Source organism: Gordonia sp. NPDC003585 (genome assembly GCF_040610755.1).
Taxonomy (GTDB): domain Bacteria; phylum Actinomycetota; class Actinomycetes; order Mycobacteriales; family Mycobacteriaceae; genus Gordonia.
In genome coordinates, this window is record NZ_JBEXMX010000007.1 from 37,683 (window position 1) to 54,799 (window position 17,117).

A 17,117-nucleotide genomic window follows, 5' to 3' on the forward strand; every position below is an offset into this window, starting at 1 on the left:
CACGTGACTCATTCGACCGGCGCCGTATACGCGATCTGGATCATCTCCTGTGGCCGGCTGCGCGAAATGAGTTCGCCGCGGCCAGGAATGAGGTTCTGCATCCGGGCCCGGCCGATGATGTACCCCTCGTCCCGGTCCCCGCTCATCAACAGCACATCGGACGACAGATCCTTGAGCCGCGCGATCAGCGGGTCGAACAGAGCCCGCCCCGCTCCACCGGACCGTCGGGCGAGCACGATATGCAGGCCGATGTCGCGGGCATGCGCAGCGAGGTCGACGAGGGCCAGCATCGGGTTGCCCGACGCAGTGGCGACCATGTCGTAGTCGTCGATGACGACGTACACGTCCGGGCCCTCGTACCAATTACGCTCGCGCAGTTGCTGGACCGTCAGATCCTCCGGCGGCAGCCGCTCGGACAGATAGCCGGCCAATTGCTGCATCATCACTGCCGCCCGCTCGGCCGAACTCGCGTAGCCGGCCAGATGATCACCGTCGATGACGCCGAGCATGGTGCGTCGATAGTCGACGAACACGATCCGCGCCTGGTCGGGTGTCGCACCCGCGACGAGACCCGTCACGATGGTTCGCAGGAGATTCGTCTTGCCGTGTTCGACGTCGGCGAACGCCATGAAATGCGGCTGGGTTCCGAAATCCAACACCACCGGGGCGAGCTCGAGCTCCCCCACACCGATGGCAACCTGGTTGGGACGCAGCGTGATTCCCGCGGACTCGACCGCAGCAACCACCACCTCGGCGCCGATCTCGGTACCGAGTTTGCGGACCGGCATCGCCGCGCGTGCCGGATAGGCCGCACACAGTTTCTCCACGGCCTGGGCCACCCCGGCGGGCAAGGACTCGGCCGTCGAGACACCGTCGAGCCGCGGCAGGGCCATCAGCATGTGCAACTCTTGCGCGGTGAGCCCGCGCCCTGGCCGGTTCTGTGGCACCAATTGCGCAGCCCGACGGCCCATTTCGGAGTCCATCGGATCACCGAGACGCAACTCGAGTCGGCTGCCGATGAGATCACGCATCGCCGGACGCACCTCGGCCCATCGCGACGCGGACACGATGATGTGCACGCCGTAGGACAGACCCTGGGCGACGATCACGTTGATCTGGTCTTCGAGGGACTCGAATTCGTTGCGCAGCACCCCGATTCCGTCGAAGACGAGGAAGACGTCACCAAATCGGTCCTCGGCGAGCGGATCGGCCGGATCGAGGAGCCCGGTCGCGAACCACTCGGCGCGCCGAGTGCGATAGTCGCGCATCGACTCGATTCCCAACCGCGCGAACAGAAGCTCACGAGCCCGGACGATCGCAGCCACCTCGGCGACCGTGCGTCGTACCGCATCCATGTCGCCGCGCGTAGCCACGGAGCCGACGTGCGGCAGTCCCGCGATACCGGCGAGACTGCCACCACCGAAGTCCAAGCAGTAGAACTGAACCTGCTCCGGCGTATGCGACGCCGCCGCCGACATGATGAGCGCGCGCAGCGTTGTCGATTTGCCCGACTGTGGCCCACCGACGACCGCGACGTTTCCGGCGGCGCCGGACACATCGATGACGTACTGGTCGCGTCGTTGTTCGTAAGGCCGGTCGACGATGCCGACCGGCAGCGCCAGATTCCCCACCGCCGCAGGCCGAGTCCAATCGCGCGGACCGAGGAGTTGGTCGATGGTCGGCGATTCGTCGAGCGGAGGCAGCCACACCTCATGTGCGGGCGGCCCGCTGCCCGCCATCCGGCCTACCAGGGTCTCCAGCAGACTCGGTACCGCCACCGCAGACAACCCAGCGGGCGGCTCTTCGTCGAGAAGACTTGCCGCGCGATCGAGCAGCGACTCGGTCGGTGACATGCGGCCCGCTCCCGGCGGTGACATATCGTCGCAGGGCACGGGCAGTGCCGTGAACACCTTGAGGTGACCCTGCGGCACGGAAGACGCCGGGGCCGGTTCGGAGGCGGCATCCGCCGAGACGGGCGGATGATACGGGCCGGACACGTAGGAGGTGTTGAATCGCAACGGCTCCGACGAATCGCACTTGAGGTACGCCGAACCCGGCACGCTCGGCAGGTGGTAGGCGTCGGGTACTCCCAACACCGTGCGGGACTCGTTGGCGGAGAAGGTCTTCAACCCGATGCGGTAAGACAGATGCGAATCGAGGCCGCGCAGCTTGCCCTCTTCGAGTCGTTGTGACGCCAGCAGCAGGTGGATGTGCAACGACCGTCCCAACCGGCCGATGGCGACGAACAGCTCGGCGAAATCCGGCTTCTGCGAGAGGAGTTCAGAGAATTCGTCGACAACGATGAACAGCGCGGGCAGCGGCTTCAGCCGCACACCCGACGCGCGGGCGCGCTCGTAGTCGGTGACATTGGCGAAGTTGCCTGCCGCGCGCAGGATCTCCTGGCGGCGGTTCATTTCGCCCGAGAGAGCATCCTTCATCCGGTCCACCATCGAGAGTTCCTGCTCGAGGTTGGTGATGATCGCTGCCACGTGCGGTGCGGACTCGAGCCCGAGGAAGGTTGCGCCGCCCTTGAAGTCGACGAGTACCAGGTTGAGTTCGGATGGCGAATGGGTGGCCAGCATCGCCAGCACCAGGGTGCGCAGAAACTCCGACTTACCCGAACCGGTTGCGCCGATACACAATCCGTGCGGCCCCATGCCGCCGTGTGCGCTCTCCTTGATGTCGAGTTCCACCGTCGTCCCGGCCGGCGTATAGCCGATGGGTACGCGCAGACGCTCGCGACCAGATCGTCCCCGCCAGCCGATGTTCGGGTCGAATCGCGATGCATCGGAAATCCCCAGCAGCGCTGGGAGACCCGGGTCGGTCGAGGTTACCTCCGACTCGAGATTGGCCATCGTGGCGGCGGTCGCCAAGCGGTACCGCGCGAGCCGACGCGCGATGGCTTCGGCCTCCTCGCCGCTCATCGAGTCCATGTCGGCGAACTCCTCGACGCCGAATGCACTCCGTGCGGCGACGCGACCGTCACGAGCGACCAGTTGCAAGCCCCGTCGCGCGGCCAGACCGTCGTCAGGGGCGGTGAGGTCGATGACGGTGACGCCCTCCGTCCCGGCGTCGTTGATCAGCCGCTCGTCGCCGGTCACATAGCCGTCGTCGATGATCACCACCAGGTGCGCCCGCCCGGCCGACGGGGGCGCCGACCGGCTGAACCTGCCGCGCTCGAGCAGGTCGGCCGCCAACGCGTTCTCCAGGTCGACCAACGACGGATAGACCATCCGCGCCGCTCCGACACCATCGCGCAGGGTCGGATGTGCAACGTGCGGTAGCCATTTCGCCCAGTCCCACACCTCCCCCGCCGGATCGCCGGTCACGATGCCCACTCGCAGGTGATCCGGGCCGTGGAAGACGCACAGTTCGAGGAGCATCGCGCGGACCAGGGTTCGTGTCTCCTGTCGCGCTCCTTCGATGTTCACCGCGGGAAAGCCCCGCAGCGAGATGGCCGTGGGTAGCCGATGCACCACCGAGTGCGTGCGAACGAAACGGCGGAGCGCGACCATCGAGACCGGCTCGATGTCCTCGAGAGGACCGGTCTCGGGTGCCATCAGCCGCGTCGCGAGCCGCTGCGACCCCACGCCGACCCGGGCGTGCACGAAGTCGGCGTCGTTGGGCCGGCGCTCCCACATTCGTCGGGTCCCGACCACACTCGGCAGTACCGTCGGGTCGGGGTGACTCCAACTGAGTGCTGCGCGCTGCTTGTCGACCGTCTCGAGCACCTGCGCGCGCATCTGACCGAGGTAGCGGAAATAGTCTTTGCGTTCCTCGTTGAGTTCGGCCGCGCGTTTCGGACCACCGCGTCCACCGGCAGCGAACATCCCGAACATCGACATCACCATCATGAGCGGAAACATCATGAACAGCGGGTTGGACAGGATGTTGCGTCCGCCGGTGACGAACATCAGCGCGAGCATGCCGACCACGGCCACGATCATGACCACCGGCAACAGCTTGACCAGGAGACTGCCGGGCACGACGCGCGGAACGTCCGGCGGAGCCTGGATGTTGACTTCTCCGCCCGGAGTTCGTGGCGGCGTGATGCGGGGTCGTCGAACGAACCCCTCGGTCGTCGTCACCATCACGCCTCCCCCTGCCGATCCAGCAACCCCGCATGTGCATCGTCCCCAGCTTGTGCATCCTCCGCAGTGGACTGCGCCGAGGTTGGTTATGTTAGCGGTTCAACTGTTCGGGGAGGATCACCTGATGACGCCTGTGGACACACACCTGGCGATCGAACCCGCGCTCGTCCGGGTATCTGTACTGGGCGGCAACACCCAGCTGGATGTGGCGTTGCCTGCCGCCGTCCCGATTGCCGCCCTGATGGGTGACCTCGTCGCGCAGATCGAGTCGCGCAACCCTGCGCGGCGCGACCCCGACCATCCGGACACCGAGGCGTCTGCCGGGGGCCGCCCGCACGACCGGCAGAACCGCTGGACTCTCGCTCTGGTGGGTCAGAACCCGTTGGCCCTCAATCGATCCCTGTCCGAGTCGGGAATTCGTGACGGGGATCTACTGCTACTCACATCGACACGGACGGGCGAGTCGCCGGTGTTGTTCGACGACGTGGTCGACGCGGTGGCTCGCCTCAACGAGTCCCGGTTCGTCAGTTGGTCGGCAACATCGGCGCGCCACGTCGGCTACGGGCTTGCGATTGTCGCGGCGGTCGCCGCTTCGGTGGTCCTGGGTTCGGTCCGCCGCACCGACGGCACCCTGTGGGTCGCCGGGCTCGGCGGGTTGCTGGCGATCACACTGATCACCGCTGCCACCGTCGTGTCGAGGTACTACCGGGACACATCGACGTCGACGATCCTCTCGCTGTGTGCGATGCCGGCGGTCTGCGTCACCGGCATGCTCATCACACCGGGCCAGTTCGGTGCGGCGCACCTGACTTTGGGGTTCGCGATGACGCTCGCTGCGGCGGTGGTCTCCTATCGGGTCACCGGGGCCGGACCCGCAACGCACAGTGCCGTCACGAGCGTCGCGCTCCTCGGATTGCTGGGATGCGGAGCACGAGTCCTGATCGAGGCGTCGGTGGCCGACGTCGCTGCGGTGGTGGCCGCCGTCGGTCTCCTGGTGCTCGCGCTCGCTCCACGGGCCACCATCGTGCTCGCCAAGTTGCCGCTGCCGCCGGTGCCGACGGCCGGCGCCCCCATAGACGTCGACGACCTCGAGCCGCGGCCGGCGATCGAGGGCATCGGCGCGATCGGCGCGATGGCGTTACCCAAGGCCGATGCACTCGAGAGCCGGTCGTATGTGGCGAACGCGTATCTGACGGGAATCATCGTCGGGGTCACCGCCGTCACCACCTGCGCCGCGATCCTCGCGGCAGCCCCGTACACCGGATTCAACGCAAAGACGACCGTTTTCGCGTTCATCATCGGCGCGGTGCTGTGCCTGCGCGGCCGCTCACACACCGATCTCATTCAGGCGGCAACCCTGATCATCGGCGGTGCTGTCACCGTGATCGCCGTGATCGCCGGACTCGCCTTCGGTGACGACCGGTGGCCGGTGGTGGGTTTCACGCTCGCCGTCCTGGTGCTCGCGGCATCGATCGTGTTCGGGGTGATCGCACCGAAGATCGCGTTCTCCCCCGTCATGCGCCGCAGCGCCGAGGTCCTGGAGTACGTGCTCGTCACCGCCATCGTGCCGCTGCTCCTGTGGATACTCGACCTCTACCGCATGGTCCGGGAGCTGTAGACGATGGCTCATCGGCGGCGGCGAAGCGGGACAGGTCTGGTGGCGCTGATCGCCCCAACCCTCTTCACATCGGCCCTCCTCGCGTCGGTCGCGATTCCCGCGGCGGCCATCACCCCACCGACGATCAACCCGCGGTCCCTCATCCGCTCGGCCCCCGTCGCCCCGCCCGAGGCCACCAGACAAAGTCACCTGTGCACCACCGCGATCTCCACGCGCGGATACCTCAAACCCAGTCCGGCACAGGCGATGATGAATCTCCCTGCGCTGTGGCGGTTCAGCCGCGGTGCCGGGCAGCGGATCGCGGTGATCGACACCGGGGTGACCCCGCACCCTCGCCTCGGGCGCGTGATCGCCGGCGGCGACTACGTGTCGACCGGCACCGGACTCGACGACTGCGACGCCCACGGCACGCTCGTCGCCGGCATCATCGCCGGGCGTCCGAGTAGCACCGACGCCTTCTCGGGTGTCGCTCCGGCAGCGACGATCATCGCCATCCGACAGTCGAGCGGCGCATTTGCGGCCAAGGATCGGCGCGGCGACGACAAGAATCCCGGTGTGGGTGCCGGTTTCGGAACGCTCCGCACCTTGGCACACGCCATCGTCCGCGCGGTGGATCTCGATGCGACGATCATCAACATCTCGCAGGTGGCCTGCGCGCCGACGGCAGACCAACTCGACGATCCCGCCCTGGGTGCGGCGGTCAAGTACGCCTACGACCACGACGTGGTGGTCGTGGTCGCCGCCGGCAACGTCGAGTCCAATGGCGCCTGCACGCCGCAGAATCCACCGCCCGCCGCCGACGATCAGCGGGGCTGGGGATCGGTCACCACGGTGGCCGCGCCCGCTTGGTTCTCCCCATTGGTTCTCGCGGTCGCTTCGGCCGACGCCGCCACGGGCGCACCGGTCTCCAACAGTCTGAACGGCCCGTGGGTGTCGGTGGCGGCGCCCGGCACCGAGATCGTCAGCCTCGACAGCGCCCGCGGATCGTCGAGGCTGGTGTCTGCCCAGCGAACACAGAACGGCCCGATCCCGTTGACCGGCACCAGTTTTGCCACACCATACGTGGCCGGGACCGCCGCGCTGATCCGCGCGCGATACCCGCAACTGTCCGCCCGCCAGGTGATGGATCGGATCATCCGTACCGCGCACGCCCCTGGCACCGGACACGACCAGCAGATCGGCCACGGGGTCATCGATCCGCTCGCCGCGCTCACCGCCGATCTTCCTGCGGGCGAACCCGATCCGAATGCGCCCGCGCCCATCGCGGCGCCGCAGGTGGCACCGGCGCCCGACCACACGGCCCGCAATGTGGCGATCGCGGGCGTCGGAGTCTGCGGGATCGTCATCGCTGCCGTACTGGCGATCGCCTTCCCGCACCGACGCATCAAACGACTCGATCCGGACGAATTCTGACGCGAAGAAGTACTCCCTTCGGCCTCCTGAACTGCGGAAACGCTGCAGTCCGAGGCGCCATCGGGCTGCGGAAGACCGCTTCGGCGACCTTGGCTCTTCCCGCTTCCACGATCGCCGACGACGTCGGCGGGTGGGACGCTGTTCCGAAGAGTCTTATGACCAGCGCTCTGACCTGGGGGGAACGCAGCCTGCGCGGAGGGTCGGTGCTCCGTACCTGAGCCGGCGGAGGGCGGAGACTCAGCGCGCGGTACGCGCCGGTCGCAACTCGCGGGGCAGCGCGAAGGTGAGGGTCTCGTTGGCGGTGTTGATGGTCTCGACGGAGTCGTAGCCACGTTCGGCCAGGTAGTCGAGCACTCCACGCACCAGTACCTCGGGCACCGACGCGCCCGACGTCACACCCACGGTGGTCACACCGTCGAGCCACGCGTCGTCGATCTCACGTGCGTAGTCGACGAGGTAGCCGGCCTGGGCGCCGTTCTGCACGGCGACCTCCACCAGGCGCACCGAGTTCGACGAGTTCTTGGAACCGACGACGATGACCAGCTCGCAGTGCGGCGCCATCGCCTTCACCGCGACCTGACGGTTCTGGGTGGCGTAGCAGATGTCGTCGCTGGGCGGGTCGGCGAGCAGCGGGAACTTCTCGCGCAGCCGCTTGACCGTCTCCATCGTCTCATCGACCGACAAGGTGGTCTGCGACAGCCAGATCACCTTGGACTCGTCGCGCACCGACACCTTCTCGACGCTGTCCGGGCCGTCGACGAGCTGGATGTGCTCGGGCGCCTCGCCCGCGGTGCCCTCGACCTCCTCGTGGCCCTCGTGGCCGATGAGCAGGATGTCGTAGTCGTCACGGGCGAACCGCTTGGCCTCCTGGTGCACCTTGGTGACCAGCGGGCAGGTCGCGTCGATCGTCCTGAGGCTGCGCTGAGCTGCCGTCTTGTGCACTTCCGGGGACACGCCGTGCGCGGAGAACACCACGATGGCGCCCTCGGGCACCTCGTCGGTTTCGCTCACGAAGATCGCACCCCGATCGCTCAGGGTTTCCACCACGTGGCGGTTGTGCACGATCTCCTTGCGGACGTAGACGGGCGCGCCGTGCTTGTCGAGTGCACGTTCCACGGTCTCCACCGCACGGTCGACCCCGGCGCAATAGCCGCGCGGCTCGGCGAGCAGAACACGCTTCGAATCACTCATGGATTCCAGGGTACGGGCTGAACGCCCCGCGGTTGGATACACATGTTGGATGCACGCTGATGTGATGGCAGAGTGTTGGCATGGTTCGCGCACCGTACCCGGCCCGTATCGCCGCTGGACTGATCGTCACGGCCATCGAGGAGACCCGCAAACTGCCCACGCTGCTGGTGACCCTGCCGATGACGGCGGTCAGCCAGACGCTGCAGGCGGGCATGCGCGCGCAACAGAACATAGCCGAGCTGGCCATCAAGGGCGACGCCGCTCTCGAGATGCTCTTCGACAAGCCCGACGAACAGCCTGCATGGGCGCATTTCGACGAGGACGACGCCCTCACCGCACAGACCGCGACGCCCATCGAGACCAAACCGGCCAAACCCAAACCCGCTGCGGAGAAGCCCGCGAAGAAGACCCCGGCAAAGAAGACGCCCACCAAGAAGCCGGCCGAGCCGACCACCCCCGAGCCCGCGACCGATGAATCCGCCACATCGCCGGATGGTGACGCACCCGCCGCCGGCCGGTTCGCGCTGTACAGCTCCGCACCCGACGATGTGATCAGTTCCACACCCGAGCCCGCGAAGAAGCCCGCAGCAGCAGGTAAGTCGGCACCCGAGGTCGTCGAGTACATCGAGTACGACGGCCTCACCCTCGCGCAGCTGCGTGCCAAGCTGCGCTCGGTGAGTTCCGACGACCTCCAAGCGCTCGTCGACTACGAGAAGGCCAACCGCAATCGCGCGCCCTTCGTGACGATGCTCGACAACCGGATCGCCGCGCAGAACAAGCGTCACTCCACCACGTGACCTCCTCGCCGAACAGCGCCGAGCACCCCTGGCCGGTTCGGACCGTCAACACCAAGATCGCCGACTGGATTCACCGGCTCGGCCAGATCTGGGTCGAGGGGCAGGTCACCCAGATCAGTCGGCGTCCCGGCACCCGAACCGCCTTCATGACCCTGCGCGACCCGGCCGCCGACATCTCCATCTCCGTCACCTGCAGTCCGGATCTGTTGGCGCGCACCGAAGTTCCGCTGACCGACGGGAGTCACGTCGTCGTCCTGGGCCGCCCGAGCTACTACACCGGACGCGGCACCATCTCGCTGCGCGTCAGCGACATCCGACCGGTCGGCATCGGCCAACTCCTGCTCCGGATCGAACGTCTGCGGCAACTCCTGGCCGCCGAAGGCCTCTTCGACCGTCGGCTCAAACGGCCACTTCCCTTCTTACCCAAGAGCATTGGCCTCATCACCGGCCGTGCCAGCGCAGCCGGACGGGATGTCGTGGCGGTGGCGACGCAGCGTTGGTCGGCGGTCCGCTTCGAGATCCGCGACGCACCAGTCCAGGGCCCGACCGCCGTCGCGGCCATCCTCGGCCAGCTCTCCGCTCTCGACGAGCACCCCGACGTCGAGGTCATCATCATCGCCCGCGGCGGCGGCAGCGTCGAAGACCTGCTGCCGTTCTCCGACGAGGCGCTGCTGCGCGCGGTCGCCGCCTGCACCACCCCGGTGATCTCCGCGATCGGCCACGAGCCCGACGCCCCGCTCCTCGACCTCGTCGCCGATGTGCGGGCCGCGACCCCCACCGACGCCGCCAAACGCGTGGTGCCCGACGTCGACGCCGAGCTCGCCGCAATCGCCACGTTGCGCCGACGCAGCGCGCACGCCCTGCGCAACTGGGTGCGCCGCGAAACCCACATCGTCGAAGGCCTGCGCGCCCGGCCGGTGCTGGCACGCCCGCACACGCTGATCGATGCCGAGGCCGCAGGTGTTGGCGACCTGCGTCGCGCTCTGCGGCGCGACATCGGCCGGCTAATCGATATGCAGGACCGCCGCGTCGACCACCTGTCGGCACAACTCGGCACACTGGGACCGGCACAGACACTCGCCCGCGGATACGCGGTGGTGCAGCGCACCGACGTGCCCGCCGGTTCGGCCCCGCAGATCGTCACCGATGCGACAGACATGCCGCCCGGCGCGAAACTGCGGATCCGCGTCGCCACCGGCGCTGCACGGGCAACCGTGAACGGGCCCGCCGACGGAAAGAACTCGAACAAGGGAGACGATTCGTGAGCAGCCCCGACGACGAACGCGTCCCGGTCGAACAACTCGGCTACGAACAGGCACGCGACGAACTCGCCGAAATCGTCGCCACCCTCGAACACGGTGGACTCGATCTCGACGAGTCGCTGGCCCTGTGGGAACGCGGCGAGGCCTTGGCCACGCGTTGCGAACACCACCTCAGCGGCGCACGGGAACGCATCGAAGCCGTTCTGTCCCAGGGCGATCCCGAAGAGGACTGACCTCAGCTCAGTGCCGCCCGCTGCCCCGCGTCGGTCATCCACAACACGGCGGCCGCGGCCCGGCATCGCGCGCAATCTGGCGGAACAGCGACGCTTCCGGCCGGCCGCTCGGTCACCGCTACCCGGACCGGTATCGCCGTCACCATCGGGTCGATGGTGACATTCGTCAGGTCTGGGGTGAGGCCGTGGCCTTCGGCGGGGGCGAACGGCACCACTGCCGCGATCACCACCACCATGAGAGCGGCCACCTGGACCCCGCGCAGCCAGAGCACTCCGATCCATCTCGAGTCATTCATCATGGCGCGCCTCCTTGATAGGAAACGCTATGGATCCGGAGCCACTACCTCACGAGTAGCGCACTACTCGAATTCGGGTCATTCGAACGACAGATGTGCGCGGGGTCACCGCAGATGTGGCCATTCATGTGCAGGTATCGCTACCCGCGACGCGGAAGCGGCTGTTGCGTGAGGGTCGCGGTCGCCAGTTGCTCCATGTCCGCGTCGGAGCCACGCGAGAGCACCGCGATCCGCACGTCACCGAGATCGGTGATCCAGAACTTCTTCTTCTCGCCCGTCGAGTACGTCACCCAGGTGCGACCGGCGACTTCCCGGGTGCCACCCGCGGTCACGGCGTCGTAGCCCTCGTCGCCGCGCAAGTAGCCGATCAGGGACTCCTCGGATGCATCGCTTTGGGTCAACTGCACATAGGCACCGTTGGCGCTCACCCATCCGGCCGTGCTGACACGATGCCCGTCGACCGACGGCGCCGAACCAGAATTGGGCTTCCACGACGACGGCATGACCGGCAGACGAATCGGGAACGGCATGTCCGCCGCGTCGGCCTTGAGCGCGTGCTCCACGTCGAAGGCCTGCGTACGGTCGTCGTCGGCGCGGCCGGTGAGCCCCACCGAGCAGTTGCCGGAGACGATCGCGACGAACGCGCAGATCGCCAGCAGCGGGATCAGCGACCAGATCATGTCCTTGCCGCTGGTCAGATACCGCGGTTTCTGTGCCATGCCCCGAGTATCCCACTGAGGCAAATCCCACTGCGGCCGACACCTCTGACCTCGGCGGGGTCGCCGACCGAACGTCCGGCGTGACATGCAAGGATGGGAACCAGAGCACCGTCGCCGACGCCGAGGAGTCGAGTACATGTCCACGAGCACCAATCAGGCACCAGATCGCAACCTCGCCATGGAATTGGTTCGGGTGACCGAGGCGGCGGCCCTCGCGGCCGGGCGCTGGGTGGGCCGCGGCGACAAGAAGGGTGGCGACGGCGCAGCGGTCGACGCGATGCGCGAGCTCCTCTCCACCGTATCGATGCGCGGTGTCGTCGTGATCGGCGAGGGTGAGAAGGACGAGGCCCCGATGCTGTTCAACGGCGAAGAGGTCGGCGACGGCGACGGACCCGACTGCGACGTGGCGGTCGATCCGATCGACGGCACCACCCTGATGGCCGAAGGCCGCCCGAACTCGATCGCCGTCATCGCGGTCAGCGAGCGCGGCACCATGTACGACCCGTCCGCCGTCTTCTACATGGACAAGATCGCCGTCGGACCGGAAGCCAAGGGCGCCATCAACATCGACGAATCCATCGAGTGGAACGTCAACTCGGTCGCCAAGGCCAAGGGCATCGACGTCGCCGACATGACCGTCGTCGTGCTCGACCGCCCGCGCCACGCCGACCTGATCGGCGAGATCCGGCAGGCCGGTGCCAAGATCCGCCTCATCTCCGATGGCGACGTCGCGGGGGCCATCGCAGCGGCCGGCGACTACTCGACCGTCGACATGCTGATGGGCGTCGGCGGCACCCCCGAGGGCATCATCACCGCCGTCGCGATGAAGTGCATGGGCGGCGAGATCCAGGGCAAGCTGTGGCCGAAGGACGACGCCGAGCGCCAGAAGGCCATCGACGCCGGACACGACCTCAACCGCGTCCTCACCAACGACGACCTGGTGGCCGGTGAGAACTCCTTCTTCTGCGCGACCGGCGTCACCAACGGCGACATGCTGCGCGGCGTGACCTACCGTCCCGGCGGCGCCACCACCCGTTCGCTGGTCATGCGGTCCAAGTCCGGCACCATCCGCCGCATCGAGGCCGTACACCAGACCACCAAGTTGCGCGAGTACGCACGCCTCGATCTCTGACCCGATTTAGTGAGCCTGGGCTCACCAGGAGCGCCGCACGACGCGGCGATACGATTTCCTGGTGAGCAAACCAGCCCTTGCTCCGGAGTTCCGCTATGCCGATTTGCTGCCCTCCGGCGCCGATGACACGCCCTATCGCCTGATCACGACCGACGGTGTGTCGACCTTCGAGGTCGACGGCCAGAAGTTCCTGAAGGTCGAGCCGCAAGCACTGCAGAAGCTGACCGCGGAGGCGATGCACGACATCAGCCACTACCTGCGGCCCGCCCACCTCGCGCAGTTGCGCAAGATCATCGACGACCCGGAGTCGTCGGGCAACGACCGCTTCGTCGCGCTCGACCTTCTCAAGAACGTCAACATCTCGGCCGGCGGTGTGCTGCCGATGTGCCAGGACACCGGCACCGCCATCGTGATGGGCAAGAAATCCGAGGGCGTGCTGACCGGCGCCGACGACGGCGAGTGGATTTCGCGCGGAGTCTACGACGCCTACACCAAGCTGAACCTCCGATACTCGCAGCTGGCGCCGCTCACGACGTACGACGAGAAGAACACCGGCACCAATCTGCCTGCGCAAGTGGAGATCTACTCCACCCAGCAGGGACCGAAGGGCCCGGAGTACAAGTTCCTGTTCATGGCCAAGGGCGGCGGTTCGGCCAACAAGTCGTTCCTGTTCCAGGAGACGAAGGCGATCCTGAATCCCAAGCGGCTCTTGGAGTTTCTCGACGAGAAGATCCGCTCACTCGGCACCGCGGCCTGCCCGCCGTACCACCTCGCCGTGGTGATCGGCGGCACCTCGGCCGAATTCGCCTTGAAGACAGCCAAGTACGCGTCGGCCCACTACCTCGACACCTTGCCGACCGAGGGTTCGATGTCGGCGCACGGGTTCCGCGACAAAGAGCTGGAGGAGGAGGTCTTCAAGCTGACCCAGTCCTTCGGCATCGGGGCGCAGTTCGGCGGCAAGTACTTCTGCCACGACGTCCGCGTCGTACGCCTCCCCCGGCACGGCGCGTCGTGCCCGGTCGCGATCGCGGTGTCCTGTTCCGCCGACCGTCAGGCCCTCGGCAAGATCACCGCCGACGGCGTCTTCCTCGAACAGTTGGAGACCGACCCCGCGCATTACATGCCCGACGCCGGCGTCGCCGAGGACATCGAGGGCGGCGCGGTCGTCGACATCGACCTGAACCGTCCGATGCCGGAGATCCTCGCCGAACTGTCGAAGCACCCGGTCAAGACTCGACTGTCGCTGACCGGCCCGCTGGTCGTCGCCCGCGACATTGCCCACGCCAAGATCAAGGAACGCCTCGACGCCGGTGAGCCGATGCCGGACTACCTGCGCGACCACCCCGTCTACTACGCGGGCCCCGCGAAGACACCCGAAGGCATGGCGTCCGGATCGTTCGGACCCACCACCGCCGGCCGCATGGACTCCTACGTCGAGCAGTTCCAGGCTGCGGGCGGCTCGATGGTGATGCTCGCCAAGGGCAATCGCTCCAAGCAGGTGACCAACGCCTGCGACAGTCACGGCGGCTTCTACCTCGGCTCGATCGGTGGCCCCGCGGCGCGGCTCGCCCTGGACTGCATCAAGAGCCAGGAGGTCATCGAGTACCCCGAGTTGGGTATGGAGGCGGTGTGGAAGATCGAGGTGGAGAACTTCCCCGCCTTCATCGTCGTCGACGACAAGGGCAACGACTTCTTCACCGACCCCGGTGGCGCAGTCACTGTCCCGCTGGGCGGAGTGCGGATTCGTTCCAAGGAGCGGTGAAGCAACGCCGTAGATCCGAGTCATCAGATGACTGAGATCTACGGCACTGTAGGGCATGAAGGGCATTGAGTTACTGCACCTGTGCACCCACGGTTGCTCAGGGCACGGGCCACCTTGCGGGCGGTCGAACACGGGCGGTCATAGACCTGCCCCCAGCCGATCCGCAGGGTGAGACGGTCGGCATCCACGGCCGCATCGAGGTCCCGCTCCAAGTCGCGGTCCCGTGCGGCGGGGCCGTCGTGATCGGCTCGGCCGTCCAATTCCACGACGAGACCCCACTCGGGGTAGTCGACGTCGCGGAATCCGCGGCGTCCAACGCCTGTCGGTGCTTGCCGCTGGGGATTCGGAAGACCATGCGCACGTTCGACTCTCAGAACATAACCGTGTTCGAGAACCGAGCACGTCCCGTCGCGGACATCCGCGAGTACCCCCTCCACGAGCGCACGCCTGCGCATCCGTGGCCGTCTGCTCATCGCGGCCAGCAATCGATCGACGGTCGTCCTGCGTGCCTGCACTGCGTCCGACAAGCAGGCGATCACGCGAAACTCCGACGACGCCGCCTCGGCGATGTCCAACACCGCCTCTTCAGGACGGAACCGTGGCGGATGCGCGTGCCACAGCACCTTCTCGTCCAGCCGTGATCCGTAGTGGACGACGATGCCAGGTCGTCGGGTGACGCGACGTTGACGGTCGACCGTGATGTGGATCAGCCCGTCGTCGAACTGACCGGGATCGCGCATTGCCGACGCATGACTGAGCGCGGCCGGGTGTGCGTCGAGCACCGCACCCCACGCCCGCTGCTGCCAGGTCATCGGCCCGGTGTGATTGACAAATGTGCCCGAGTACACGGGTGCCCATTCGCGACGACGAACTTTGCGCCGGATATATGGATCTGTGAATCCGCACTCGGCAACCTGCCGGCGAGCGATGACGCCATCCTGCGCACGGAGCAGGTTCTCCAGCCGCTTGCGATCTGGCGGTTTCGACGGTGCCGGCACATCGCACAGTGTCGCCGGGCATTCGGCGGAATAGCGCCCTCCGAGGACATCTGTGGACAACTTCGGTTCCCGCTGATCACTTGTGCCGTAGATCCACGCCACATGATGGCGTAGATCTACGGCACTGACAGGTCACCATATGCCACGGAGTACGGTCATAAGGAGACCCTTACTTGTTCGCGACCTTCGGAGGACCAGCGCACCATGACCGAGCAGCAATACCGCATCGAGCACGACACCATGGGCGAGGTCAAAGTGCCGGTCGACGCCCTCTGGCGCGCACAGACCCAGCGTGCAGTGGAGAACTTCCCCATCAGCCACCGGCCACTGGAGCGCACGCAGATCCGGGCGATGGGCTTGCTCAAGGCGGCCTGTGCCCAGGTGAACAAGGATCTGGGCTTGCTCGACGCCGACAAGGCCGACGCGATCATCGCCGCGGCCAAGGAGATCGCCGACGGTCAGCACGACGACCAGTTCCCGATCGATGTGTTCCAGACCGGGTCCGGGACCAGCTCCAACATGAACGCCAACGAGGTCATTGCGTCGATCGCCAAGGCAGCCGGGGTCGAGGTCCACCCCAACGACCATGTCAACATGTCGCAGTCCTCCAACGACACCTTTCCCACCGCCACTCACGTCGCGGCGACCGAGGCGACCGTCACCGACTTGATCCCGGCTCTCGATCACCTCCGACTTGCTTTGCTGGGCAAGGCAACCGAATGGCGCGAGGTGGTCAAGAGCGGCCGCACACACCTCATGGATGCGGTGCCGGTCACCCTCGGCCAGGAGTTCGGTGGCTACGCCCGCCAGGTCGAAGCAGGTGTCGAGCGGCTCACCGCGACCCTGCCGCGCGTCGGCGAGCTTCCGATCGGCGGCACCGCGGTCGGCACCGGCCTCAACGCACCGGCCGGCTTCGGCACCAAGGTGGTGGCCGCCCTGGTCCAGCTGACCGACGTCGACGCGTTGTCGTTGGCCAAGGACAACTTCGAGGCACAGGCCGCGCGCGACGGCCTCGTCGAACTGTCCGGACAGCTGAAAACCGTTGCGGTGTCACTGACCAAGATCGCCAACGACGTGCGCTGGATGGGTTCGGGTCCGCTCACCGGCCTCGGCGAGATCCACCTGCCCGACCTGCAGCCTGGCTCGTCGATCATGCCAGGCAAGGTCAATCCGGTTCTCCCCGAAGCCGTTACCCAGGTCGCAGCACAGGTCATCGGCAACGATGCCGCGGTCACCTGGGGTGGCGGCAACGGCGCGTTCGAGCTCAACGTCTACATCCCGATGATGGCGCGCAACGTGCTGGAGTCGATCAAGCTGCTGGCCAACGTGTCTCGCCTGTTCGCCGACCGCTGCATCACCGGACTCGGCGCCAACGAAGAGCGTCTGCGCACCCTGGCCGAGAGTTCACCGTCGATCGTCACGCCGCTGAACTCCGCGATCGGCTACGAGGAAGCGGCAGCCGTGGCCAAGCAGGCCCTCAAGGAGGGCAAGACCATCCGCCAGACCGTCATCGACCGCGGCCTCATCGGCGAGAAGCTCTCCGAGGAAGAACTCGACAAGCGTCTCGACGTCCTGAAGATGGCCAACCTCGACCGCGAACGCTGA

13 protein-coding genes are annotated in these 17,117 nt (G+C 66.9%); 8 read left to right on the forward strand and 5 right to left on the reverse strand.

Annotated features, from left to right (window positions below):
- Positions 1 to 8: 8 nt before the first annotated feature.
- The gene (eccCa, locus tag ABZW74_RS03155) at positions 9 to 4,091 is read right to left on the reverse strand and encodes a type VII secretion protein EccCa (protein WP_355273804.1); all 4,083 of its coding nucleotides are present in this window, start codon (positions 4,089 to 4,091) and stop codon (positions 9 to 11) included.
- Between the two features lie 124 nt (positions 4,092 to 4,215).
- Between eccCa and eccD the strand changes: the two genes are divergently transcribed.
- Together eccD and mycP are read left to right on the forward strand one after the other, a co-directional pair.
- The gene (gene eccD / locus ABZW74_RS03160; RefSeq protein ID WP_355273807.1) at positions 4,216 to 5,709 is read left to right on the forward strand and encodes a type VII secretion integral membrane protein EccD; all 1,494 of its coding nucleotides are present in this window, start codon (positions 4,216 to 4,218) and stop codon (positions 5,707 to 5,709) included.
- A 3-nt stretch (positions 5,710 to 5,712) separates the two neighbouring features.
- Entirely contained in the window at positions 5,713 to 7,122 is a 1,410-nt protein-coding gene (mycP, locus tag ABZW74_RS03165) for a type VII secretion-associated serine protease mycosin (protein ID WP_355273810.1), read from the forward strand.
- 237 nt (positions 7,123 to 7,359) lie between these two features.
- Here the strand turns inward: mycP and ABZW74_RS03170 are convergent, their stop codons facing one another.
- Entirely contained in the window at positions 7,360 to 8,313 is a 954-nt protein-coding gene (locus ABZW74_RS03170) for a 4-hydroxy-3-methylbut-2-enyl diphosphate reductase (protein ID WP_355273813.1), read from the reverse strand.
- Positions 8,314 to 8,393: 80 nt separating this feature from the next.
- Here ABZW74_RS03170 and ABZW74_RS03175 point away from each other — a divergent pair, with 80 nt between their 5' ends.
- From ABZW74_RS03175 to ABZW74_RS03185, 3 genes are read left to right on the forward strand one after another with little or no spacing between them, the layout of a single operon-like run.
- On the forward strand, positions 8,394 to 9,110 hold the full coding sequence (locus tag ABZW74_RS03175) for a lipid droplet-associated protein (protein WP_355273816.1): 717 nt from the start codon (positions 8,394 to 8,396) through the stop codon (positions 9,108 to 9,110).
- On the forward strand, positions 9,107 to 10,375 hold the full coding sequence (gene xseA / locus ABZW74_RS03180; protein WP_240856619.1) for an exodeoxyribonuclease VII large subunit: 1,269 nt from the start codon (positions 9,107 to 9,109) through the stop codon (positions 10,373 to 10,375). Before ABZW74_RS03175 ends, xseA begins: the two co-directional genes overlap by 4 nt.
- Positions 10,372 to 10,605 carry an exodeoxyribonuclease VII small subunit gene (locus ABZW74_RS03185; RefSeq protein ID WP_240856618.1) on the forward strand — a complete coding sequence of 78 codons (234 nt, stop codon included), beginning with the start codon at positions 10,372 to 10,374 and terminating at the stop codon, positions 10,603 to 10,605. The genes xseA and ABZW74_RS03185 overlap by 4 nt, the downstream gene beginning before the upstream one ends.
- Positions 10,606 to 10,607: 2 nt before the next feature.
- On the opposite strand, the gene ABZW74_RS03190 is transcribed toward ABZW74_RS03185, so the two are convergent.
- Entirely contained in the window at positions 10,608 to 10,904 is a 297-nt protein-coding gene (locus ABZW74_RS03190; protein WP_240856617.1) for a hypothetical protein, read from the reverse strand.
- Between the two features lie 137 nt (positions 10,905 to 11,041).
- A complete protein-coding gene (locus ABZW74_RS03195; protein ID WP_240856616.1) occupies positions 11,042 to 11,620 on the reverse strand; it encodes a DUF4245 domain-containing protein in 579 nt (192 codons plus the stop codon).
- Positions 11,621 to 11,756: 136 nt separating this feature from the next.
- On the opposite strand from ABZW74_RS03195, the gene glpX reads away from it, so the two are divergent.
- Together glpX and ABZW74_RS03205 are read left to right on the forward strand one after the other, a co-directional pair.
- The gene (gene glpX / locus ABZW74_RS03200; protein WP_240856615.1) at positions 11,757 to 12,752 is read left to right on the forward strand and encodes a class II fructose-bisphosphatase; all 996 of its coding nucleotides are present in this window, start codon (positions 11,757 to 11,759) and stop codon (positions 12,750 to 12,752) included.
- Between the two features lie 61 nt (positions 12,753 to 12,813).
- Positions 12,814 to 14,514 (forward strand): fumarate hydratase, encoded by a 1,701-nt coding sequence (locus ABZW74_RS03205; RefSeq protein ID WP_240856614.1) that lies wholly within the window; start codon positions 12,814 to 12,816, stop codon positions 14,512 to 14,514.
- Between the two features lie 38 nt (positions 14,515 to 14,552).
- Here the strand turns inward: ABZW74_RS03205 and ABZW74_RS03210 are convergent, their stop codons facing one another.
- Positions 14,553 to 15,512, reverse strand: a complete 960-nt coding sequence (locus ABZW74_RS03210; protein WP_355273823.1) for a hypothetical protein — start codon at positions 15,510 to 15,512, stop codon at positions 14,553 to 14,555.
- 204 nt (positions 15,513 to 15,716) lie between these two features.
- On the opposite strand from ABZW74_RS03210, the gene ABZW74_RS03215 reads away from it, so the two are divergent.
- Complete coding sequence (locus tag ABZW74_RS03215) at positions 15,717 to 17,117, forward strand: class II fumarate hydratase (RefSeq protein ID WP_240856612.1); 1,401 nt, start codon at positions 15,717 to 15,719, stop codon at positions 17,115 to 17,117.